Raw genomic sequence first — 22,678 nt, 5'->3', positions numbered from 1 at the left:
GTAAAGAGGTTGGCGTTAAATTAAAATAATTTTTTTGACCAGCCCAGTTTGGTGCTTAATGTATTGAAATAGCTGTAATCTTTTGGGTGGATCAGATTCAGGTGGTAATCACAGCGACGGATCAGCACATCTTCACCTTCCTGGATAGGCAGCGCGATCTGACTGTCGCAACTGATTTCGAGATCGTTACGGCGATGCGAGAAGCGTAGCCGAATGGTGCTGCTGCTGTTGATGACCAGCGGACGCGCCGAAAGGGTATGCGGAAACATCGGTACCAGTGTAATGGCGTCAAGCGACGGGGTCAGAATCGGCCCGCCGGCTGACAGGGAATAGGCGGTGGAACCGGTTGGCGTTGAGATAATCAGACCATCGGAACGCTGGGAGAAGGCAAAGCTTTCGTCAATATAGACTTCAAACTCAATCATGTGTGCAACCTTGCCGGGGTGCAGCACGACCTCGTTAATGGCGGTACTGATGCGCTTCTGACAGTCCTTCTGACAGACCTGCGCTTCCAGCAGAAAACGTTTTTCCGCGACGTAATGGCCTTCCAGCACGTCGGCGAGTTGTTGCTGTGCGTTATCGGGATCAAGGTCCGTCAGAAAGCCAAGATTGCCACGGTTGATGCCGATCACCTTGATGTCGTATCGTGCCAGGGTACGCGCTGCGCCGAGCATGTTGCCGTCGCCGCCGACGACGACCGCGAGGTCTGCCTGCTGACCAATCTCCGCCAGGGTGCCGATTTTCACATTCTTCAACTGCAACTCGTGAGCGATTTGCTGCTCGACAATGACCTCATACCCTTTAGTGCATAACCAGCGGTAGAGCATTTCATGTGTCGTGAGTGCCGTGGGGTGACGAGGATGCCCCACAATGCCAATACACTTGAAATGATTATTCATTTTTTCGAGGTCCTTGTGATGAAGATTGATGACAATGTGAGTGCTTCCCTTGAAACCCTGAATCTGATCCCCATAATAAGCGAAGTTAGCGAGATGAATGCGAAAAAAACGCGGAGAAATTCATGAGTAGTAAAGAACAGAAAACGCCTGAGGGGCAAGCCCCGGAAGAAATTATCATGGATCAGCATGAAGAAGTTGAGGCGGTTGAACCAGACGCTTCTGCTGAACAGGTGGATCCGCGCGATGAAAAAATTGCGAATCTGGAAGCGCAGCTTACTGAAGCTCAGACCCGTGAACGTGATGCGGTGCTGCGCATAAAAGCGGACATGGAAAACCTGCGTCGTCGTACCGAGCTGGACATTGAGAAGGCGCACAAGTTCGCGCTCGAGAAGTTCGTCAATGAACTGCTGCCGGTGATTGATAGCCTGGATCGCGCGCTGGAAGTGGCGGACAAAGCCAATCCGGATTTGAAGCCGATGGTGGAAGGGATCGAACTAACCCTGAAATCCATGCTGGATGTCGTGCGCAAATTTGGCGTTGAAGTGATCGCCGAGACGAACGTCGCGCTGGATCCGAACGTGCATCAGGCGATTGCGATGGTCGAGTCTGAAGACATCGCGCCGGGCAACGTGCTGGGTATCATGCAGAAAGGCTATACGCTGAACGGTCGTACGATCCGCGCGGCGATGGTCACCGTCGCGAAGGCGAAAGGTTAATATTTCGGCTATTTGTATTGCCGGATGGCGCTGACGCTTATCCGGCCTGTGGCCCGTTGGAATATCCGCGGGCCGTTGTCGTTACTCTGCGATGCTTTCCCGCAGCGGTTTAACGGGTAACACTTTGACCTGCTTAATCATATTCTCCTGGACGTCGAGAATATCGATATCGTATTGACCGATGCGCACGCGAGTGCCCGCAATCGGGATCTCTTCCAGCGCCTCCAGAATCACGCCATTTACCGTACGCGCGTCGTCTTCCGGTAGGTGCCAGTTAAACGCTTTATTAATTTCCCGCACGTTGGCGCTGCCATCGATGATCACCGAACCGTCATTTTGCGGCGTCACTTCTTCAGCAAGCGTAGGTGACATCGAGGTGGTAAAGTCGCCGACAATCTCTTCGAGAATATCTTCTACCGTGATCAGCCCCTGAATATCGCCATATTCATTGACGACCAGACCGACTTTCTTTTTATTGCGCTGAAATTTGATGAGCTGCGTGCTGAGCGGTGTACCCTCCGGGACGAAGTAAATCTCATCGGCGGCGCGCAGCATCGTCTCTTTGGTGAACTCTTTTTTTTCCGACATCAGCCGCCAGGCTTCGCGGACGCGCAGCATGCTGATGGCGTCGTCCAGCGAATCGCGGTACAGCACAATGCGTCCGTGCGGCGAGTGTGACAACTGACGCACGATAGACTTCCAGTCGTCATTGATATCAATACCGATGATTTCACTGCGCGGCACCATGATGTCATCCACGCTGACCTTTTCCAGATCGAGCACCGACAGCAGCATGTCCTGGTTACGCCGGGAGATTTGTGCGCGGGATTCATTCACGATGGTGCGCAGCTCATCCTTACTCAGCGAACCACTGATCACGATGTCGGTTTTAATGCCCATCATGCGCATCAGCAGTCGGGTGATGGTGTTGAGCAGCCAGACCAGCGGCATCATCAGAATCTGCAAAGGAGCCAGCAGGAAGCTGCTGGGATAGGCCACCTTTTCCGGATACAGCGCGGCAATGGTTTTCGGCAGGACCTCGGCAAATACCAGCACGACGAAGGTCAACACGCCGGTGGCGATGGCAACACCTGCATCGCCATACAGACGCATACCGACAATAGTGCCGAGCGCCGAGGCGAGGATATTGACGAGATTATTGCCAATCAGCACCAGGCTTATCAGGCGATCGGGTTTACGCAGTAGCTTTTCAACGCGCTTTGCCGGACGATTCCCCTGTTTAGCCAGGTGGCGTAAGCGGTAGCGATTCAGGGTCATCATCCCGGTTTCGGAACCGGAAAAATAGGCGGAGATGACCACCATGACGATCAGTGTGACGATCAGCGTGGTGGTGGAGATGTGTTCCAGGGGGCGCCTCCTTTAAGGCTTAGCTGACAAACTGCTGCAATATCCGGCTACCGAAATAGGCCAACGTCAGGATCCCAGCGCCCGCGACGTTAAACCACACGACACGACGACCGCGCCAGCCTTCATGATAATGCCCCCACAACAGAACAATATAGACAAACCATGCGATGATAGAGAGAACCGCTTTGTCGATATTTTCCATGCTGAACAGATTGTGCATGTAAAACAGGCCGGTACACAGGGTGAGCGTCAACAGGACTACGCCAATCTGCGTAATGTGGAACATCTTGCGCTCAATGCTCATCAGCGGCGGCATTTCATTATTGAACGCCAGCTTTTTGTTTTTAAGCTGATAGTCGATCCAGGCCAGTTGCAGCGCGTACAGCGCGGCGATAATGAGCGTTGCATAGGAAAACAGCGACAGCCCGATGTGGATCATCATCCCCGGCGTGGCTTCGAGATGGGTAATGAATTCGTTTGGCATGAAGGTCGCGAAGGCCAGATTGATCAGCGCGAAGGTATACACTACCGGCAGCAACAGCCAGCCACGGTTGCGTGAGGCGACAATCGTCATCACCGTACAGATCATCAGGCTAACCAGCGAGCCGACGTTCAGCAGGCTCAGGTTTTGTCCGCTGTCGCCACCCGGCAGAATGCGGGCTTCAAGTGCGATGGCGTGACACACCAGCGCGACAACCGCAGAAAGAATGGCCATACGCCGCCAACCGCTGTTTTTTTGCAGCAGTGCGGGGACGATCAGCGCGAGGCTGACGGAGTAGGCGACAAGGGCGAGCAGAGCAAAAACGGGCATAGTGGTGTCGACAGTTGGCCAGTGAGAAAGAGAAGCAGTATAGCGTTACGTGACCGCGGCTCCAACCGTTGCATAACAACAAAGACGGCTTCATGTTATACTGCGGCAAATTTATATACATGTGTCGCTTAAGCGACCAACCGTTTCCACCCCAGGCGAGAGACAATGTTTGATAATTTAACCGATCGTTTGTCGCGCACGCTGCGCAACATCAGTGGCCGTGGACGCCTTACTGAAGACAACGTTAAAGAGACGCTGCGCGAAGTGCGCATGGCGCTGCTGGAGGCTGACGTTGCGCTGCCGGTAGTGCGAGAGTTTATCAATCGCGTAAAAGAGAAAGCGGTTGGACATGAAGTCAACAAGAGCCTGACGCCAGGACAGGAGTTCGTCAAGATTGTCCGTAACGAACTCGTGGCGGCGATGGGTGAAGAGAACCAAAGTCTGAATCTGGCTGCGCAGCCGCCGGCCGTGGTGCTGATGGCGGGTCTGCAGGGTGCCGGTAAAACGACCAGCGTCGGTAAGCTGGGTAAATTCCTGCGCGAAAAGCACAAGAAGAAAGTGCTGGTGGTCTCTGCCGACGTGTATCGCCCGGCGGCGATCAAACAGCTGGAGACGCTGGCAGAGCAGGTCGGCGTTGATTTCTTCCCGTCGGATGTCGGTCAGAAGCCGGTCGATATCGTTAACGCGGCGTTGAAAGAAGCCAAACTCAAATTCTACGACGTGCTGCTGGTGGATACCGCCGGTCGTCTGCACGTTGACGAAGCGATGATGGACGAAATCAAACAGGTTCATGCTTCTATCAATCCGGTAGAAACCCTGTTTGTGGTTGACGCGATGACCGGTCAGGATGCGGCGAATACCGCGAAGGCGTTCAACGAAGCGCTGCCGCTGACCGGCGTGGTGCTGACCAAAGTTGACGGTGACGCCCGTGGCGGTGCCGCGCTCTCTATTCGCCACATCACCGGCAAGCCGATCAAATTCCTCGGCGTTGGCGAGAAAAACGAGGCGCTGGAGCCGTTCCATCCGGACCGTATCGCGTCACGTATTCTCGGCATGGGCGACGTGCTGTCGCTGATCGAAGATATCGAAAGTAAAGTTGACCGCGCGCAGGCTGAGAAGCTGGCGACTAAACTGAAAAAGGGCGATGGTTTCGACCTGACCGATTTCCTGGAACAGTTGCGGCAGATGAAAAACATGGGCGGCATGGCGAGCCTGATGGGCAAGCTGCCGGGCATGGGCCAGATCCCGGACAACGTGAAGTCACAGATGGATGACAAAGTGCTGGTGCGCATGGAGGCGATCATCAACTCGATGACGCTGAAAGAGCGCGCGAAGCCAGAAATCATCAAAGGGTCCCGTAAACGCCGTATCGCGCAGGGTTGCGGTATGCAGGTGCAGGACGTTAACCGCCTTCTGAAACAGTTCGATGACATGCAGCGCATGATGAAGAAGATGAAGAAGGGCGGGATGGCTAAGATGATGAGAAGTATGAAAGGGATGATGCCTCCCGGATTCCCCGGTCGTTAATCTTTATAGGCCTGGCTTATTTGCCATTTCGGCACCGGGGTGTGCTCGCCATCCTCACGTACTGCGTGTACGCTCCGGTGGCTGCGCGCACGCCGGCACCGAACTGGCTGCACCGCCGACGGCCTTCTGCGACAGAGTTTTTAACTGCTGATTGCAATTTCCCCAGAAATCAGTAAAATTTTCGGGCTTTTAATATGACACCCGGGCTCCGTTCCTCGATGGGGCCCGGTTGTTTTATTCACACAAGAGGATGTTATGGTAACTATTCGTTTAGCTCGTCACGGCGCTAAAAAGCGTCCGTTCTACCAGGTTGTTGTTACTGACAGCCGTAACGCACGTAACGGTCGCTTCATTGAGCGCGTTGGCTTCTTTAACCCAATCGCTAGCGAAAAAGAAGAAGGCACTCGCCTGGATCTGGATCGCATCGCTCACTGGGTTGGCCAGGGCGCGACCATTTCTGATCGCGTCGCTACGCTGATCAAAGAAGTAAGCAAAGCAGCTTAATCTGTCACGGTGGTCATGATGAGCAAGCAACTCACTGCGCAAGCACCCGTGGACCCAATTGTCTTAGGGAAAATGGGATCGTCTTACGGTATTCGTGGTTGGCTCAGAGTGTTTTCTTCCACTGAAGACGCCGAAAGCATTTTTGACTATCAGCCCTGGTTTATCCAGAAGGCGGGTCAGTGGCAGCAAGTACAGCTGGAAAGCTGGAAGCACCACAATCAGGATCTGATCATCAAGCTGAAAGGCATTGAAGATCGGGATGCTGCGAATCTACTGACCAATTGCGAAATTGTCGTGGATTCTACGCAACTGCCAAAACTGGAAGAGGGTGACTACTACTGGAAAGACCTGATGGGCTGCCAGGTAGTGACTACAGAAGGTTACGATCTCGGGAAAGTCGTCGACATGATGGAAACCGGATCGAATGACGTCATCGTCATTAAGGCAAACCTGAAAGATGCGTTTGGTATCAAGGAACGCCTCGTGCCGTTCCTCGATGGGCAGGTTATCAAGAAAGTCGATCTCACTACGCGGACTATCGAAGTAGATTGGGATCCTGGTTTTTAAACCACCGGATAAGCGGTAAATGACGGCGTGATGGGGATTGGCTTGTGTTTATAGGTATCGTTAGCCTGTTTCCAGAAATGTTTCGTGCAATTACCGATTACGGGGTAACTGGCCGGGCTGTTAAAAATGGCCTGCTGAACATCCAGAGCTGGAGTCCTCGTGACTTCGCGCATGACCGGCACCGTACCGTGGACTCACGTCCTTACGGCGGCGGACCGGGGATGTTAATGATGGTACAACCCTTACGGGATGCCATTCATGCAGCAAAAAGCGCGGCGGGTGAAGGCGCTAAGGTGATTTATCTGTCACCTCAGGGACGCAAGCTTGATCAAGCGGGCGTCAGCGAACTGGCCACGAATCAAAAGCTGATTCTGGTATGTGGTCGCTACGAAGGCATAGATGAGCGTGTGATCCAAACCGAAATTGACGAAGAATGGTCAATCGGCGATTACGTTCTCAGTGGTGGAGAGTTACCAGCAATGGTACTGATTGACTCCGTTTCCCGGTTTATCCCGGGGGTTCTGGGTCATGAAGCATCGGCAACGGAAGATTCCTTTGTGGATGGATTGCTGGACTGCCCGCACTATACCCGACCTGAAGTGTTAGAAGAGATGGACGTCCCGGCAGTGTTACTGTCAGGAAACCATGCTGAGATACGTCGCTGGCGTTTGAAACAGTCGCTGGGCCGCACCTGGCTTAGAAGACCTGAACTTCTGGAAAACCTGGCTCTGACTGAAGAGCAAGCAAGGTTGCTGGCGGAGTTCAAAACGGAACACGCGCAACAGCAACATAAACATGATGGGATGGCGTAAGCCCCCGATTATCAGTTTACCCAGGATAAGAGATTAAATTATGAGCAACATTATTAAGCAAATTGAACAAGAGCAGATGAAGCAGGACGTACCTTCCTTCCGTCCGGGTGATACCGTGGAAGTGAAAGTATGGGTTGTTGAAGGTTCCAAAAAACGTCTGCAGGCATTCGAGGGCGTGGTTATCGCTATTCGTAACCGCGGTCTGCACTCTGCATTCACTGTTCGTAAAATTTCCAACGGCGAAGGCGTTGAGCGTGTCTTCCAGACTCACTCTCCGGTTGTTGACAGCATTACTGTCAAACGTCGTGGTGCCGTTCGTAAAGCTAAACTGTACTACCTGCGTGAGCGTACTGGTAAGGCTGCTCGTATCAAAGAGCGTCTTAACTAAGATATCGCTCAGGCGACATCCTGTTAGAGGGGCTGGCCAGTTGGCTGGCCCTTTTTTTATCTCCGTAATACTCACGACGTTAACCTTCGGTTCATAAATCATTTACAATGCTCTTCGTTTGCAGCGAGTGGGGCAGGTGTTATGGGTAAAATTCGTCAGTCAGGTTTTCAGCAGCGTGCGGCATGTCTCGCGCTGTTGGCGATCCTGCTGATTGTTATTGCCCCGCTGATCTCCGTGGCGCTGCAAAAGGACCCGATGAGTGCGATGCCGGGTATGCATCATGAGATGAATTCGATGACAAAGCACGCCGGGCATCACGGTGATTCTCCTCCCGTCCCGATGCCCGTCGATCACGGCGAAGCCTGTGGTTACTGCGTGTTACTGGCTCACGTTCCCGGGCTTATCCTGGCTCTGGTTATTCTGCTCTGCGGCGTCCTGCTCAGAGTGCCATGCAACCCCATTCGTCCGACGGTTCAACACTGGCACTTCTTCCCCTGGCTGTATCCGGATACTCGCGCGCCGCCGCGCAGGTCTGCGCTTTCCTGTTTCTGAAAATAAGATTGTGCGCATAAGCGTCACGACACTCTTTTGCTTTTTCTGAGGAAAAGTATGACAACCTGCACACCGCGCGCGGCATGGATAACCCTGCTGCGGCGCCTTCATTTCTATATCGGCCTGTTTGTCGGGCCATTTATCTTTGCTGCCGCGCTGACCGGTACGCTGTATGTGGCGACGCCGCAGCTGGAAGAGGCTATTTACGCTCAGGCACTTAACGGGACGATGCAGGGAGAGCCGCAATCGCTGGCGGCACAGGTGGCTATCGCTCAGCAGGTGACCGGTGGGCACCTGCGCTTGCACGCCGTTCGCCCTGGACTGGAACCTGGCGATACAACGCGAGTCATGTTTGCCGATCCTGCACTGGCGGCCTCTGAACACCGGGCTATTTTTATCGATCCAGTGACCCTGGCCATCAAAGGCGATATGCCGGTGTACGGCACCAGCGGCATTCTGCCTCTGCGTCAGTGGATTGATTATGCCCACCGTTCGCTACTGTTGGGGGAGGTCGGGCGCATTTACAGTGAACTGGCGGCATCCTGGATGTGGGTGGCGGCGCTGGGCGGTATCGCACTCTGGTGGTTTACGCGCCCCCGTCGTCGGCTGAACAATCCGGTACAAAACCACCGGCGACTGCACGTTACGCTGGGCTGGCTGTTGTTAGCCGGAATGCTGTTATTTTCGGCAACCGGACTGACCTGGTCACAGTGGGCAGGCGGCAACGTGGATAAAATGCGCGCGGCGTTTGGCTGGCTGACACCACAGCTTAACGCTCAACTCCACGGACCTCGCCAGCTTCATGATGAGCATGCAGACCATCATGGCGGCATGGTGATGCCTGAGACCCGCGTGGATATCCGTCAGTTCGATGCCGTATTACAGACCGCGCAGCAAGCAGGACTGAATGCACTCCGGCTGGAAATCCGCCCGCCGAAGGATGCGCAGCACGGCTGGACGGTGACAGAGATCGATCGCCGTTGGCCTACTCAGGTTGACGCCATTGCTGTCGATCCGGCAACACGGCAGGTGACTGACCGTACGCGGTTTGCCGACTTCCCACTAATGGCGAAGTTGACGCGTTGGGGCGTCGATTTTCATATGGGTATTCTGCTGGGATTGCCGAACCAACTGTTGCTGATCGGTTTTGGCGCCGGGCTATGCCTGATGATAGTGATTGGCTATCGACTGTGGTGGAGCCGCCGCCCTGCGAGCCCATCAGTCAGTCCGGCACAGACGCTGGTTCATTGCTGGCTTATGTTGAGCGTGCGGGGACGTGTTAGCGTCGTGCTGTTGGCGATTGCGCTCGGACTGGCAATGCCGGTGCTGGGGGGAAGTCTGCTGCTGTTCATGCTGATCGACTGGCTGCGCTGGGTTCATGCGTCACGTACGGTGTTCACGCAGTCAGTCGACTGAGGATTAAGGCGTGCTGATGACCACGGCGACGCGGCGGTTTTCAGCGCGACCTTTCGCAGACTGGTTGCTGGCGATCGGATATTTTTTCCCTAATCCCTGGGTGGTCAGATTGGTGCGCGGGATCTTCGCGCCCTCTGACCAAGCATCAGCCACGACATTGGCGCGCTTGAGCGATAAGGCTTCATTGTAGCTGTCCTCACCGTAGTTATCGGTGTGCCCATCCATACGAGCATGGTTCAGACCCACTGAGGCCAGACGAGCGGCCATCGACTCGATCTGCTGCTGGCTTTCCGCTCGTAGCTTGTAGTCATTCTTATCAAACAAAATGGTGTCGGAAAGCCCCAGGGACCAGTCGCCCGCCGATTCCGTAAATCCGTACGATTGCATGGCCGCTACCTGTTCAGGGGTGAATTTCCCCTGTGGAGCCTGACAGCCTGCCAGCAGTAGCGCGGCAAGAATGAGTGGAGATAAAAGACGCTTAAGCATGTGTGCATTCCTTTTTTATTTAATCGAGCGCTCGGTGCGCTGATGTTTAGCCTGATACATATTGCGATCGGCCAGTTCTTGTAATTTCTCGGCGGAAGCGTGCTCCCAGGTCAGCGCGTAACCCATGCTCAGCGTCATACTGACTAAATGCCCGTTATGCAGGTCAAAAGGACGAGTAAACTCTTGTGACAGCGCAGCGCTGATTCGCTGGACTTCGTAGTCTGAATGTACGCCGTAAAGCACGACGGCAAACTCATCTCCGCCGAGGCGATAGGGGATATGGCGGTTGCCACCAAATTCGGCCAGTCGTCTGGCGACTTCAATCAGGACGCGATCGCCTGCGGCATGCCCCCAGGTATCATTCACGAATTTGAAGTTATCGCCATCGAGAAATAAGAGCGCAGAGCTGCTACGGGCGGAATTGTCGTTCATCAGGGCGCTGATACTGCTACGAAAAGCCGCACGGTTTGCCAGACCCGTCAGCGGATCGTGCAGTGCCGTTCGCAGTAATTGCGCATTTTTGGCCTGCAAGCGTAGTTGCCACTCTTCCATTTCATCCAGCAGGCTGTTGAAGTCCTGGGCAAAATTGTGGAACTCTTCAATCCGCTCTTCAGAGACGCGGCGGGAGAAATTGCGGTTGGTACGCACATCGTGCACCACGTCGGTGATATTTTGCAGCGCCTCAACCACGCCGCGGTGCAGATGTCGCGTCAGCAAAATGGCGATACTGGAGGCCAGCAGAATTGACCCGGTGAGCACGGCCAGTGAAAGCCAGATGAAGTGGCTGATTAAACTGTCACGCGCGGTAAGTCGAACTTCACCGATAATCTCTCCGCTGTGCCAGACAGGCTGGGCGACAGGGAAGGGAAAGAGCCAGTGGCTGATAAAATCACCCAACTTATCGTCGTTCTCCTGCGCGTTATAGCGCCAGGAGGCAATGACATTCTGATTATTGTCGCGCACTTCTGCGGCGGAAAATTGCCCCTGCTGGCCAAGTGCGGCCAGCGTTTCTGCGGCGGCGGCATCATCGGTAAATACCAGTGCGGCTTCCAGACTGTGGGTCATTGTCGCCGCAGTGAGCTCGAGGTTTTTTTGCGCATACTGTTTTAACGTCAGTACCGAGGCAACACACAGCAGCAGCCAGATCAGCGTCATGGTCACGATCACGCTGGTGATGTTGATGCGTCGCAACGCTCGCTTAAACGTTGGACGAGTAGTAGGGGAATGATCCTTATCCATGCTTTTTATTCCGTGCGAGCATCAATACATCCGGATTGACTCTTATGCCACTACGCGACAAAGAATCCAGATTAACGGCGAATCTGACATCATTATTGTTAATAATCAGACAAAAGGCGCTACCAATAATGCATTCGGTATTCTGTTCTGCAATTAATAACAACGCCTTAGACGGATATTTATTTGTTAATTCAACCTGAGCAGTGGGAGATTCACTGCCGAAATAAACACCATCACAGCGAGCAGCTAATGCTTCTTGTTCGGTGTTAATAATGACGGGTTGATAAGGCAGTGACGTATCACTGCTGTCCCCCAATACGCTGGCGAACCGGGAAGACGAGAAAATGCACAGTCTGGGCGGCCCTGAGAGGGCAGGCCAGCGCGTATAGCTGACAATGCCAGAGACCATTGCGCGAACGTTTTTTGCCGCATCAGGGATGTCCTGAGCACAAACTGGCGATCCTGCCAGTAAAAGCATTAACAGCATCAGGCGTCGGTGAGAAGCGAACATAACGGTTTCCTCACCAGCATCTTTTATCAGTCATCAAAATACATCCATGTCTTGTTTAAAGCAAAATAGCATTATTTTTGCGGAGCGTCATTATAGCTTATGAATTAACGTATAAGCCTTAAGCTAAATCTGACTAAATATTAATTCAGACGCGTTGAGTTGGCATTTTCATCAGCACCTTGTTGCCATGCTTTACGCAACTGGCTGGCATTTTCTACCGTATCGCAACTGGCAGGGAAAGTTTTCCCCGTCACGCCTCTGGCGTAGGCAAAATTTTGCTGGCAGGTTTTACGTTGACCTTCTGCATAGCCTTTGAGGTATTGCGGACGATCCACTTCCGGATCGTTAAAGGTATCGGCCAGCGTTTCATTATCTTTAACGGCAATGCCGGAAATCGCATCTTCGATGCCGGCATCATACCAGTTGGTACTGGTCCATGTTGGCGCGTGGGTGTAAGGATCTATCTGACAACCGCTGAGCAGAAAAATGACTGCGATACCGACTATTCTCGTCATTGCCCGTTCTCCTGTTTTTTCAAAGCATAGCGGATCGCGTAATAAACACATGTAAATTATTCTGTACGAAAACAAAGGCGTTAAATCGAACAAATATCACTATTGTAACGTAATGTTTACGTATTTTGGATTGATATCTTTACTCGTTGTGTTATCGTTACGTCATCCTCTCTGAGGAAAACTATCGCAAACGAGCTAAAACAGGATCGCCATCATGCAAAAAGACGCGCTGAACAACGTACATATTACCGACGAACAGGTTCTGATGACCCCGGAACAACTTAAAGCGGAATTCCCGCTGAGCCTGGCGCAAGAGGCGCAAATCGGCCAGTCGCGCAAAACCATTTCTGACATCATTGCCGGTCGCGATCCGCGCCTGCTGGTGGTGTGTGGACCGTGTTCCATTCACGATCCTGAAACGGCCCTGGAATATGCTCGTCGATTTAAAGCCCTTGCCGCAGAGGTCAGCGATAGCCTCTATCTGGTGATGCGCGTCTATTTTGAAAAACCCCGTACCACCGTTGGCTGGAAAGGGTTAATTAACGATCCTCATATGGATGGCTCCTTTGACGTTGAAGCGGGTCTGAAAATTGCGCGTCAACTGCTGCTTGAACTGGTCGACATGGGGCTACCGCTGGCGACGGAAGCGCTGGATCCGAACAGCCCACAGTACCTGGGCGATCTGTTTAGCTGGTCGGCGATTGGCGCACGCACCACAGAATCTCAAACGCACCGTGAAATGGCGTCGGGTCTGTCGATGCCGGTGGGTTTCAAAAACGGCACCGACGGCAGCCTGGCGACGGCGATCAACGCCATGCGCGCTGCGGCGCAGTCGCACCGTTTTGTCGGTATTAACCAGGCCGGACAGGTTGCGCTACTGCAAACCCAGGGTAACCCGGACGGGCATGTGATCCTGCGCGGTGGGAAAGCGCCTAACTACAGCCCGGCAGACGTCGCGCAGTGCGAAAAAGAGATGGAGCAGGCGGGACTGCGGCCGTCACTGATGGTAGATTGCAGTCATGGTAACTCCAATAAAGATTACCGTCGTCAGCCTGCCGTGGCAGAGTCGGTGGTTGCACAAATTAAAGATGGCAACCGCTCAATCATCGGTCTGATGATTGAAAGTAACATTCACGAAGGCAACCAGTCCTCCGAGCAACCGCGCAGCGAAATGAAGTACGGCGTGTCCGTTACCGATGCCTGCATCAGTTGGGAAATGACGGACGCGTTGCTGCGTGAAATAAACAAAGACTTGAACGGCCAGTTGGCGGCGCGCCAGGCTTAAGAGGTTCGTTATGGTTGCTGAGTTGACCGCATTACGCGATCAAATTGATGAAGTGGACAAGGCGCTGCTGGATTTGCTGGCGCGCCGTCTGGAACTGGTGGCTGAGGTCGGTGAAGTCAAAAGCCGCTTTGGCCTGCCGATTTACGTACCAGAGCGCGAAGCCTCGATGCTGGCGTCGCGTCGTGCAGAAGCAGAAGCGCTCGGCGTACCGCCCGATCTGATTGAAGACGTGTTGCGCCGGGTGATGCGTGAGTCCTATTCCAGCGAGAACGATAAAGGGTTTAAGACGCTGTGTCCTTCTCTGCGCCCGGTGGTCATTGTCGGCGGGGGCGGGCAGATGGGACGGTTGTTCGAGAAAATGCTCACCCTGTCGGGTTATCAGGTGCGGATCCTTGAACAGCATGACTGGGATCGCGCGCAGGAGATCGTCGCGGATGCCGGTATGGTGATCGTCAGCGTCCCGATCCATCTGACGGAATCGGTGATCGGCAAGTTACCGCCTTTGCCGGCTGACTGTATTCTGGTCGATCTGGCGTCGGTGAAAAATGGTCCCTTACAGGCGATGCTGGCGGCGCACGACGGCCCTGTGCTCGGTCTGCACCCGATGTTCGGTCCGGACAGCGGTAGCCTGGCAAAGCAGGTGGTGGTCTGGTGCGACGGGCGCAATCCGGAAGCCTATCAGTGGTTCCTGGAGCAGATTCAGGTCTGGGGCGCACGACTGCACCGCATCAGCGCCGTCGAGCACGATCAGAACATGGCGTTCATTCAGGCGCTGCGCCACTTTGCGACCTTTGCCTATGGCCTGCATCTGGCGGAAGAAAACGTGCAGCTTGAACAACTGTTGGCACTTTCTTCTCCGATTTATCGTCTTGAACTGGCGATGGTGGGGCGACTGTTTGCCCAGGACCCGCAGCTTTACGCCGATATCATCATGTCCTCGGAGAGCAATCTGGCGCTGATTAAGCGTTACTATAAGCGTTTTGGCGAAGCGATTAGCCTGCTGGAGCAGGGGGATAAACAAGCATTTATCGACAGCTTCCGCAAAGTGGAGCACTGGTTCGGTGACTATGCGAAGCGCTTCCAGAGCGAAAGTCGTACGCTATTACGCCAGGCGAATGACAGTCGACAGTAATGGCAGGATGATGCCGGATGGCGGCTTCGCCTTATCCGGCCTACAAAAGTCGCATGAATTGTAGGCCGGATAAGCGTAGCGCCATCCGGAAAATTAAGATTGTCAGCTCGGATCCACCGGCACCACGTTCTCACTGGGATAGCAGCCCAGCACCTTCATGGAGCGAGTAATTTCGCCCAACTCTTTAAGCGCTTTTTGCATCTGCGGGGATTCCAGGTTGGCCTGGATGTCGAGATAAAACATCTCTTCCCAGGGATTGCCGTGTATGGGGCGGGATTCCAGTTTGGTCATGATCAGATTGTGATTACGCATCACCAGCAGCGCTTCCACCAGAGCACCCGCCTGTTGTCCTGTCGCCATCAGCAGTGTGGTTTTCGCTGGTACCTGGTCGGAGACGTTGATCGCTTTACGTGCCAGCACGATGAAGCGAGTGATGTTCTGCGTCTGGTTCGCTTCGATACGTTCCAGAACCTGTAAACCATGCAGCACGCCACCCGCTTCGCTTCCGAGTGCGGCAACGCGTGGAGAGTTCGCCTGAGCGACCTTTTCCATCGCGGCGGACGTGCTTTCGGTGTACTCAATTTTCCAGTGCGGGTAACGACTGAGAAACTTGCTGCACTGCTGGAACGGCTGCGGATGGCTGTACACCGTTTCGATGGTGTCCAGGTCTGTTGTTCCGCAAACCAGCACGCAGTGGTCGATAGCGATCGTCATCTCGCCCACAATTGACAGCGTCGTGTGTTGCAGCAGATCGTACACATCGTTAATTCCACCGGAGCTGGTGTTTTCAATTGGCACGACCGCGTAGTCGGCCTGGCCGGTTTCGACCTGATTAAAAATATCAGCGAACTTTGCACAGCCGCTTTCAATAAACTGTTCAAAGTGACGTGCAGCATACTGACGAGCCGCGAGATGTGAGTAAGAGCCTTTTGGCCCCAGGAACGCCACGCGCGCGGAATGCGGGTTGGTTTTATTCAGATGTTGCTGGAGCAGCGCCTGCTGGGTGAGAACGGAATCTTCGATGATGAGCTGAAAAAGGCGGGTGATGTAGTGGGCATCAAGATGATGCGCTTTGCCAAGTGTAATCAGCCTGTCCAGCAGATCGCGCTCGCGGTCAATATCCCGTACCGGGCGATGGGATTCGAGCTTGGCTTTACCGACTTCAACCGCCAGCTCACGTCGCTCGGCCAGTAACGCCAGCAATTTTGCATCCAGCGTGCTGATTTTATCGCGCAGCGCCAGTAATGGGTTTTCCGATGTCATAGTGTTGCCTTTATTGTTATCAATAAAAAAGGCCCCCCGGTGTGGGAGGCCTTATTGTTCGTCTTCGCATTCTTTTTCACACGACGAAAGCCTCCCATTCAGGGGAAGGTAAAAAAGAATGCGAAGAAGAACGGGGTGAGTTTCATATCAGTTTCCTTAAGCGATGTGAGTAAAGTACCCGTACTGTTTTCACCCTGTCAACAAAAAACGCGCCCGAAGGCGCGTTGGCGATACACTCAATGTAAGGGACTACTCTTCTTCTGCTTCGACGAAGTTGGCGTCTTTTACTGAAGTTGTTGCACGACGGGCTTCGCCTTTGTGCTGCACTTTATTGAGCTGCCGTTCCAGCTTGTTGATCAAATCGTTAATAGCGGTGTACATATCTTCGTGTTTTGCGCTGGCGACCAGATGTCCGTTCGGTGTATTGATGGTGGCATCAGCAACGAAACCCTTTGGCTCCTTGGACAGAATGATATGCGGATTAATAAGATGGGTTTGCCATTTATCCAGCTTGGCGAGACGGTCTGCGACATGTTGGCGAATTGCCGGAGTAATTTCCATTTGTTTACTGGTAATGTTCATTGTCATAAATTTTACCTCTTGTCTTTCCCGTCTTGGTGATCCCAGCATACCGTTCCTAATGTCAAAATGTGTGACTTTAATCACATTATTTTGTCACTTTTTGTCAAGGGAACCTTTTTGTGAGTTATCGCAGGAAGAGGTGATTTTTCACTTGAGGAAAGCCAGAAAGCAGGCCATATTTGATGGGTTGCGTCATGCAAAAGTCATCAGCGTCATGACGCGAAACGGATAAAAAAACGGCAGCCCTTGGGCTGCCGTTTTTGCATATGAAAATCGATCAGGTGTTGCTGCTATTGGCGGCGATAATTTTCGCCACTTTGTCAGCCTGCGTCGTCATCTGCATTTCGCGATAGGCATTTTCCATTAGCGGCAGGGCGTCACGCGTGGCCTGCGTATCCGGGAAATCGCGCAGCATACCTTCTACACGGTTAACCACGGCAACCCATGCGCCGCGCTTGGTGTAGTAATCCGCAACGGAGTACTCATACTTCGCCAGGCGATCTTTCAGGAACACCAGACGTTTGGTGGCGTCGGTGGTGTACTGGCTGTTCGGATAACCGCGGACCAGTTTCGAAAAGTCATTGAACGCAGCTCGCGCATGCTGCGGATCGCGGTCGCTACGATCGACACCAAAGAATCCTTGTAATGCGCTGTCATCTAACGCCATATTGGTCAGACCACGCATATACATGACATAATCAATGTTAGGATGCGTCGGGTTCAGGCGGATAAAGCGATCGATAGCAGCCTGAGCAAGCGGCAGATCGGCGTTTTTGTAGTAGGCATAGATGAGATCTAACTGCACCTGCTGAGAATAGGGACCAAATGGATAGCGGTTATCCAACGCTTCCAATTGCGTTATTGCCTGTTTCCAGTTACCGTCCTGCAGCTTTTGCTGAGCAGTCGCGTAGATTTCATTAGGCGGATTATCGGGCACCTCTTCCTTTGAACCAGAGCAACCCGCCAAAAACAGGCTCAACGTGGCTGCTGCCACCAGATATTTCATGCGCGTCATGACGTTTTGACTTTCCTCAAAATGTTTACGGGAGATTCTCTGTTCCTGCTCCCGGTTAAGACCAGCTACAATAGCACACTATATTAAACGGCAAAGCCGTAAAACCCAACGATAAACGAAGAAGCTGTATATGGCACAACGAGTACAACTCACCGCAACAGTATCCGAAAATCAACTCGGTCAACGCTTAGATCAAGCTTTGGCCGAAATGTTCCCTGATTATTCGCGATCGCGCATAAAAGATTGGATTCTTGATAGGCGCGTGTTGGTCAACGGTAAACTTTGCGACAGACCTAAAGAAAAAGTGTTAGGCGGAGAGCTGGTCGCCATCGATGCTGAAATCGATGAAGAAATCCGCTTCGAGCCTCAGGATATCCCACTGGATATCGTTTATGAAGATGATGACATCATTGTTATCAACAAGCCGCGCGATCTGGTTGTCCACCCTGGCGCGGGCAATCCGGACGGTACGGTTCTGAATGCGTTACTGCATTATTATCCGCCGATTGCTGATGTTCCACGTGCGGGTATTGTCCATCGTCTGGATAAAGACACCACTGGACTGATGGTGGTCGCGAAAACCGTTCCGGCGCAGACGCGTCTGGTGGAAGCGCTGCAGTTGCGTGAGATCACCCGTGAATATGAAGCGGTAGCGATCGGTCATATGACCGCAGGTGGCACGGTGGAAGAACCTATCAGCCGTCACCCGACGAAACGTACCCATATGGCGGTGCATCCGATGGGTAAACCGGCGGTCACGCACTATCGCATCATGGAGCACTTCCGTGTGCACACGCGTCTGCGGTTACGTCTGGAGACCGGACGTACGCACCAGATCCGCGTGCATATGGCGCATATCACCCATCCGCTGGTGGGCGATCAGGTGTACGGTGGCCGTCCGCGTCCGCCGAAAGGGGCGTCGGATGTGTTTATCTCTACGCTGCGTAAATTCGACCGTCAGGCGCTGCATGCCACTATGCTGCGTTTGTATCACCCGATTTCCGGTATCGAAATGGAATGGCATGCGCCAATCCCGCAGGATATGGTTGAACTGATTGACGCGATGCGCGCGGATTTCGAAGAACATAAGGATGACGTGGCCTGGCTATGAGTGAGCTTATTGTCCCGCAGTGGCCTCTACCGAAAGGTGTGGCGGCCTGCAGTTCGACCCGTACAGGCGGCGTGAGTTTGCCGCCGTATGATGCATTAAATCTGGGGGCTCACTGCGGCGATAACCCGGAGCATGTCGACGAGAACCGCAGACGCCTGTTTGCTGCGGGCAATCTGCCTTCAAAACCGGTCTGGCTGGAGCAGGTTCATGGAAAAGATGTCCTGAAGCTAACCGGCGAGCCTTACGCCTCTAAACGGGCGGATGCTTCATACAGTAATACTCCGGGCACCGTTTGCGCGGTGATGACGGCGGACTGTCTGCCCGTATTATTCTGTAACCGGGCGGGTACTGAAGTGGCGGCAGCCCATGCGGGCTGGCGTGGATTATGTGAAGGCGTACTGGAAGAGACGGTGGCCTGTTTTGTCGACAAGCCAGAAAATATTCTTGCCTGGTTAGGCCCGGCGATTGGTCCAGCCGCGTTTGAAGTTGGGCCAGAGGTGCGTGAGGCATTTATCGCCAAAGAGGCTAACGCGCATGAAGCCTTTGTGCCGCACGGTGAAAAATATCTGGCGAATATTTATCAGCTTGCGCGCCAGCGCCTGGCAAAGGTTGGCATTGAGCAAATTTATGGCGGTGACCGCTGTACTTTTAGTGAAAATGAGACTTTCTTCTCTTATCGTCGCGACAAGACCACGGGGCGTATGGCAAGTTTTATTTGGCTGATATAACCTAAAGAATCAAGACGATCCGGTACGCGTAATTTTCTTTTCACATAATTCAGGTCAATAACCTTGAATAATTGAGGGATGACCTCATTTAATCTCCAGTAGCAAATTTGACCTGTTATGGGAGGAGTTATGCGTCTGGATCGTCTTACTAACAAATTCCAGCTTGCTCTTGCCGATGCCCAGTCACTCGCACTGGGGCACGACAACCAATTCATCGAACCTCTTCATTTAATGAGCGCCTTGCTGAATCAGGAAGGGGGATCGGTACGTCCTTTATTAACCTCTGCCGGCATTAATGCCGGACAGCTACGCACCGCCATCGATCAGGCGCTGAGTCGTTTACCGCAGGTGGAAGGCACCGGCGGCGACGTCCAGCCGTCTCAGGATCTGGTGCGCGTACTGAATCTTTGCGACAAGCTGGCGCAAAAGCGAGGGGACAACTTTATTTCGTCAGAACTGTTCGTTCTGGCGGCGCTTGAGTCGCGCGGCACATTGCCCGATTTACTGAAATCGGCTGGTGCAACAACCGCCAATATTACTCAGGCAATTGAACAAATGCGTGGAGGTGAAAGCGTGAATGACCAGGGGGCTGAAGACCAACGTCAGGCCTTGAAAAAATACACAGTCGATCTGACCGAGCGTGCTGAGCAGGGCAAACTTGACCCGGTTATCGGCCGTGACGAAGAGATCCGCCGTACCATTCAGGTGCTGCAACGTCGTACTAAAAACAACCCGGTGTTAATCGGTGAACCTGGCGTCGGTAAAACGGCGATTGTTGAAGGGCTGGCACAGCGGATCATTAACGGTGAAGTTCCGGAAGGGTTAAAAGGCCGTCGCGTACTGGCGCTGGATATGGGTGCGCTGGTGGCAGGGGCAAAATACCGTGGTGAATTTGAAGAACGCTTAAAAGGCGTACTTACCGATCTCGCCAAACAGGAAGGGAATGTCATCCTGTTTATCGACGAACTGCACACGATGGTCGGCGCGGGTAAAGCGGATGGCGCAATGGATGCCGGGAACATGCTGAAACCGGCGCTGGCGCGTGGGGAACTACACTGCGTGGGGGCGACAACGCTCGACGAGTATCGCCAGTACATCGAAAAAGATGCGGCACTGGAACGTCGTTTCCAGAAAGTGTTTGTAGCAGAGCCTTCAGTGGAAGATACCATCGCGATTCTTCGTGGTCTGAAAGAACGTTATGAACTGCATCACCATGTACAAATTACGGACCCGGCAATCGTTGCGGCGGCTACGCTGTCTCATCGCTACATCGCTGACCGTCAGTTGCCGGATAAAGCTATTGACCTGATCGATGAAGCAGCATCCAGCATCCGTATGCAGATTGACTCCAAGCCGGAAGAACTGGACAGACTCGACCGCCGTATTATCCAGCTCAAACTGGAACAGCAGGCGCTGATGAAAGAGTCTGATGAGGCGAGCAAAAAACGTCTCGACATGCTTAACGAAGAACTGGACGACAAAGAGCGTCAGTACTCTGAATTAGAAGAAGAGTGGAAAGCGGAAAAAGCGTCGCTCTCCGGAACCCAAACGATTAAGGCCGAGCTGGAACAGGCGAAGATTGCCATTGAGCAGGCTCGTCGTGTTGGCGATCTGGCGCGGATGTCCGAACTGCAGTACGGCAAAATCCCTGAGCTGGAAAAACAGCTGGAAGCCGCGACCCAGTCTGAAGGCAAGACCATGCGTCTGCTGCGTAATAAAGTGACGGATGCGGAAATTGCCGAAGTGCTGGCGCGCTGGACTGGCATTCCGGTTGCGAGAATGCTGGAAGGTGAGCGCGAAAAACTGTTGCGTATGGAGCAGGAGTTACACAGCCGCGTGATCGGGCAGAACGAAGCGGTAGAAGCGGTATCGAACGCGATTCGTCGTAGTCGTGCGGGTCTTGCCGATCCAAACCGTCCGATCGGTTCGTTCCTGTTCCTCGGCCCAACCGGGGTAGGTAAAACCGAGCTCTGTAAAGCGCTGGCAAACTTTATGTTTGATAGCGATGATGCGATGGTGCGTATCGACATGTCCGAGTTTATGGAGAAACACTCGGTGTCTCGTCTGGTAGGGGCGCCTCCGGGATATGTCGGCTATGAAGAGGGGGGGTACCTGACAGAAGCGGTTCGTCGTCGTCCTTATTCGGTCATTCTGTTAGATGAAGTTGAAAAAGCGCATCCTGATGTGTTCAACATTCTTCTGCAGGTACTGGATGACGGTCGCCTGACCGACGGGCAGGGGAGAACGGTCGACTTCCGTAATACGGTAGTTATTATGACCTCTAACCTGGGTTCCGATCTGATTCAGGAACGCTTCGGCGATCTGGACTACAGCCATATGAAAGACCTGGTGCTAGGCGTGGTGAGTCACAACTTCCGCCCTGAATTCATAAACCGTATAGATGAGGTTGTCGTATTCCATCCGTTGGGTGAACAACACATCGCATCTATTGCGCAGATCCAACTGCAGCGTCTGTATAAACGTCTGGAAGAGCGTGGCTATGAAATCCACATCTCCGACGAGGCACTGAAACTGCTGAGCGCGAATGGTTATGATCCGGTGTATGGGGCTCGTCCGTTGAAACGTGCAATCCAACAGCAGATCGAAAACCCGCTGGCGCAGCAAATCCTGTCTGGTGAGTTAATTCCAGGCAAAACGATTCGTCTTGAAGTAAACAACGATCGTATTGTCGCAGTACAGTAATTTCTGATGAAATAATAAATGGGCTCTCCGGAGCCCATTTTTGTTTAAAAAACAGGCTAAAATGACGGTTTATGAGGCTGATTGCCTGGAAAGTGAGCGGTTGATAAGTTTTTTGTATTTTTGACTTGTCAGCCTGAAATAACTCCCTATAATGCGCCTCCACTGACACGGAACAACGGCACGCAAGCCGCCGGGTCAGCGGGGTTCAGAGATGAATACCCACAGAGAAAAGCGAAATAAATGCTTGACTCTGAAGCGGGAAAGCGTATTATGCACACCCCGCGCCGCTGAGAAAAAAAGCGAAGCGGCACTGCTCTTTAACAATTTATCAGACAATCTGTGTGGGCACTCAAAGTGACATGGATTCTTAATGTCTTCGGACACTAAATGAATACCAAGTCTCAAAGAGTGAACACGTAATTCATTACGAAGTTTAATTCTACGAGCATCAAACTTAAATTGAAGAGTTTGATCATGGCTCAGATTGAACGCTGGCGGCAGGCCTAACACATGCAAGTCGAACGGTAACAGGAAGCAGCTTGCTGCTT

24 protein-coding genes, 1 rRNA gene and 1 other annotated feature are annotated in these 22,678 nt (G+C 53.0%); of the genes, 14 read left to right on the top strand and 11 right to left on the bottom strand.

Annotation, left to right across the window (positions count from 1 at the left end; translation table 11 throughout):
- Window positions 1–20 precede the first annotated feature (20 nt).
- Window positions 21–899 carry an NAD(+) kinase gene (gene nadK / locus QQZ17_RS14200; protein WP_042325929.1) on the bottom strand — a complete coding sequence of 293 codons (879 nt, stop codon included), beginning with the start codon at window positions 897–899 and terminating at the stop codon, window positions 21–23.
- A gap of 122 nt (window positions 900–1,021) precedes the next feature.
- Here nadK and grpE point away from each other — a divergent pair, with 122 nt between their 5' ends.
- Entirely contained in the window at window positions 1,022–1,615 is a 594-nt protein-coding gene (grpE, locus tag QQZ17_RS14195) for a nucleotide exchange factor GrpE (RefSeq protein ID WP_152402725.1), read from the top strand.
- 81 nt (window positions 1,616–1,696) lie between these two features.
- On the opposite strand, the gene QQZ17_RS14190 is transcribed toward grpE, so the two are convergent.
- Entirely contained in the window at window positions 1,697–2,983 is a 1,287-nt protein-coding gene (locus tag QQZ17_RS14190; RefSeq protein ID WP_152402727.1) for an HlyC/CorC family transporter, read from the bottom strand.
- A 19-nt stretch (window positions 2,984–3,002) separates the two neighbouring features.
- A complete protein-coding gene (locus tag QQZ17_RS14185) occupies window positions 3,003–3,794 on the bottom strand; it encodes a cytochrome C assembly family protein (RefSeq protein WP_152402729.1) in 792 nt (263 codons plus the stop codon).
- A gap of 165 nt (window positions 3,795–3,959) precedes the next feature.
- On the opposite strand from QQZ17_RS14185, the gene ffh reads away from it, so the two are divergent.
- The 7 genes from ffh to QQZ17_RS14150 all read left to right on the top strand — a co-directional run bounded on the left by ffh (window position 3,960) and on the right by QQZ17_RS14150 (window position 9,560).
- Complete coding sequence (gene ffh, locus QQZ17_RS14180) at window positions 3,960–5,321, top strand: signal recognition particle protein (RefSeq protein ID WP_046485408.1); 1,362 nt, start codon at window positions 3,960–3,962, stop codon at window positions 5,319–5,321.
- A gap of 255 nt (window positions 5,322–5,576) precedes the next feature.
- Window positions 5,577–5,825, top strand: coding sequence for a 30S ribosomal protein S16 (gene rpsP / locus QQZ17_RS14175; protein WP_042325918.1), 249 nt, complete (start codon window positions 5,577–5,579; stop codon window positions 5,823–5,825).
- 18 nt (window positions 5,826–5,843) lie between these two features.
- Window positions 5,844–6,392, top strand: a complete 549-nt coding sequence (rimM, locus tag QQZ17_RS14170) for a ribosome maturation factor RimM (protein ID WP_046485398.1) — start codon at window positions 5,844–5,846, stop codon at window positions 6,390–6,392.
- 44 nt (window positions 6,393–6,436) lie between these two features.
- Window positions 6,437–7,204 carry a tRNA (guanosine(37)-N1)-methyltransferase TrmD gene (trmD, locus tag QQZ17_RS14165; protein ID WP_046485395.1) on the top strand — a complete coding sequence of 256 codons (768 nt, stop codon included), beginning with the start codon at window positions 6,437–6,439 and terminating at the stop codon, window positions 7,202–7,204.
- A 40-nt stretch (window positions 7,205–7,244) separates the two neighbouring features.
- Window positions 7,245–7,592 carry a 50S ribosomal protein L19 gene (gene rplS, locus QQZ17_RS14160; protein WP_125294809.1) on the top strand — a complete coding sequence of 116 codons (348 nt, stop codon included), beginning with the start codon at window positions 7,245–7,247 and terminating at the stop codon, window positions 7,590–7,592.
- 141 nt (window positions 7,593–7,733) lie between these two features.
- On the top strand, window positions 7,734–8,144 hold the full coding sequence (locus QQZ17_RS14155; RefSeq protein ID WP_152402731.1) for a DUF2946 domain-containing protein: 411 nt from the start codon (window positions 7,734–7,736) through the stop codon (window positions 8,142–8,144).
- A gap of 57 nt (window positions 8,145–8,201) precedes the next feature.
- A complete protein-coding gene (locus QQZ17_RS14150; RefSeq protein WP_152402733.1) occupies window positions 8,202–9,560 on the top strand; it encodes a PepSY-associated TM helix domain-containing protein in 1,359 nt (452 codons plus the stop codon).
- A 3-nt stretch (window positions 9,561–9,563) separates the two neighbouring features.
- Here the strand turns inward: QQZ17_RS14150 and QQZ17_RS14145 are convergent, their stop codons facing one another.
- The 4 genes from QQZ17_RS14145 to QQZ17_RS14130 form a co-directional block, all read right to left on the bottom strand.
- Window positions 9,564–10,046 carry an OmpA family protein gene (locus tag QQZ17_RS14145; RefSeq protein WP_152402736.1) on the bottom strand — a complete coding sequence of 161 codons (483 nt, stop codon included), beginning with the start codon at window positions 10,044–10,046 and terminating at the stop codon, window positions 9,564–9,566.
- A 15-nt stretch (window positions 10,047–10,061) separates the two neighbouring features.
- The gene (gene dgcN / locus QQZ17_RS14140) at window positions 10,062–11,285 is read right to left on the bottom strand and encodes a diguanylate cyclase DgcN (RefSeq protein ID WP_152402737.1); all 1,224 of its coding nucleotides are present in this window, start codon (window positions 11,283–11,285) and stop codon (window positions 10,062–10,064) included.
- Window positions 11,278–11,796 carry a YfiR family protein gene (locus QQZ17_RS14135; RefSeq protein WP_152402740.1) on the bottom strand — a complete coding sequence of 173 codons (519 nt, stop codon included), beginning with the start codon at window positions 11,794–11,796 and terminating at the stop codon, window positions 11,278–11,280. The genes dgcN and QQZ17_RS14135 overlap by 8 nt, the downstream gene beginning before the upstream one ends.
- Window positions 11,797–11,936: 140 nt before the next feature.
- On the bottom strand, window positions 11,937–12,311 hold the full coding sequence (locus QQZ17_RS14130) for a DUF2799 domain-containing protein (RefSeq protein ID WP_152402742.1): 375 nt from the start codon (window positions 12,309–12,311) through the stop codon (window positions 11,937–11,939).
- 214 nt (window positions 12,312–12,525) lie between these two features.
- Between QQZ17_RS14130 and aroF the strand changes: the two genes are divergently transcribed.
- The gene (gene aroF / locus QQZ17_RS14125; protein ID WP_152402744.1) at window positions 12,526–13,596 is read left to right on the top strand and encodes a 3-deoxy-7-phosphoheptulonate synthase AroF; all 1,071 of its coding nucleotides are present in this window, start codon (window positions 12,526–12,528) and stop codon (window positions 13,594–13,596) included.
- Between the two features lie 10 nt (window positions 13,597–13,606).
- Window positions 13,607–14,728 carry a bifunctional chorismate mutase/prephenate dehydrogenase gene (gene tyrA, locus QQZ17_RS14120; RefSeq protein WP_152402746.1) on the top strand — a complete coding sequence of 374 codons (1,122 nt, stop codon included), beginning with the start codon at window positions 13,607–13,609 and terminating at the stop codon, window positions 14,726–14,728.
- A 102-nt stretch (window positions 14,729–14,830) separates the two neighbouring features.
- Here tyrA and pheA read toward each other — a convergent pair whose 3' ends face one another.
- The 4 genes from pheA to bamD form a co-directional block, all read right to left on the bottom strand.
- Window positions 14,831–15,991: a bifunctional chorismate mutase/prephenate dehydratase gene (pheA, locus tag QQZ17_RS14115; RefSeq protein ID WP_152402748.1), complete on the bottom strand. Its 1,161-nt coding sequence runs from the start codon at window positions 15,989–15,991 to the stop codon at window positions 14,831–14,833.
- A gap of 22 nt (window positions 15,992–16,013) precedes the next feature.
- Window positions 16,014–16,138 (bottom strand) — a sequence feature (Phe leader region).
- Window positions 16,090–16,137, bottom strand: coding sequence for a pheA operon leader peptide PheL (gene pheL, locus QQZ17_RS14110; protein WP_100249759.1), 48 nt, complete (start codon window positions 16,135–16,137; stop codon window positions 16,090–16,092). Its footprint overlaps the feature before it by 48 nt.
- Window positions 16,139–16,240: 102 nt before the next feature.
- Window positions 16,241–16,579, bottom strand: a complete 339-nt coding sequence (raiA, locus tag QQZ17_RS14105; RefSeq protein WP_152402750.1) for a ribosome-associated translation inhibitor RaiA — start codon at window positions 16,577–16,579, stop codon at window positions 16,241–16,243.
- Between the two features lie 271 nt (window positions 16,580–16,850).
- Complete coding sequence (gene bamD / locus QQZ17_RS14100; RefSeq protein WP_152402753.1) at window positions 16,851–17,588, bottom strand: outer membrane protein assembly factor BamD; 738 nt, start codon at window positions 17,586–17,588, stop codon at window positions 16,851–16,853.
- A 130-nt stretch (window positions 17,589–17,718) separates the two neighbouring features.
- Here bamD and rluD point away from each other — a divergent pair, with 130 nt between their 5' ends.
- The 4 genes from rluD to QQZ17_RS14080 all read left to right on the top strand — a co-directional run.
- Window positions 17,719–18,699, top strand: a complete 981-nt coding sequence (gene rluD, locus QQZ17_RS14095) for a 23S rRNA pseudouridine(1911/1915/1917) synthase RluD (protein ID WP_152402756.1) — start codon at window positions 17,719–17,721, stop codon at window positions 18,697–18,699.
- A complete protein-coding gene (gene yfiH, locus QQZ17_RS14090; RefSeq protein ID WP_152402759.1) occupies window positions 18,696–19,427 on the top strand; it encodes a purine nucleoside phosphorylase YfiH in 732 nt (243 codons plus the stop codon). Before rluD ends, yfiH begins: the two co-directional genes overlap by 4 nt.
- Before the next feature lie 129 nt (window positions 19,428–19,556).
- On the top strand, window positions 19,557–22,130 hold the full coding sequence (clpB, locus tag QQZ17_RS14085) for an ATP-dependent chaperone ClpB (RefSeq protein ID WP_152402761.1): 2,574 nt from the start codon (window positions 19,557–19,559) through the stop codon (window positions 22,128–22,130).
- A 456-nt stretch (window positions 22,131–22,586) separates the two neighbouring features.
- Window positions 22,587–22,678 (top strand): 16S ribosomal RNA (locus QQZ17_RS14080); the annotation flags it as partial.

The organism is Citrobacter sp. T1.2D-1 (assembly GCF_950098555.1).
Lineage (GTDB): Bacteria > Pseudomonadota > Gammaproteobacteria > Enterobacterales > Enterobacteriaceae > Citrobacter_A > Citrobacter_A telavivensis.
The sequence above is the reverse complement of the archived record's forward strand: the minus strand, read 5'-3'. Positions and strand labels throughout refer to the sequence as shown.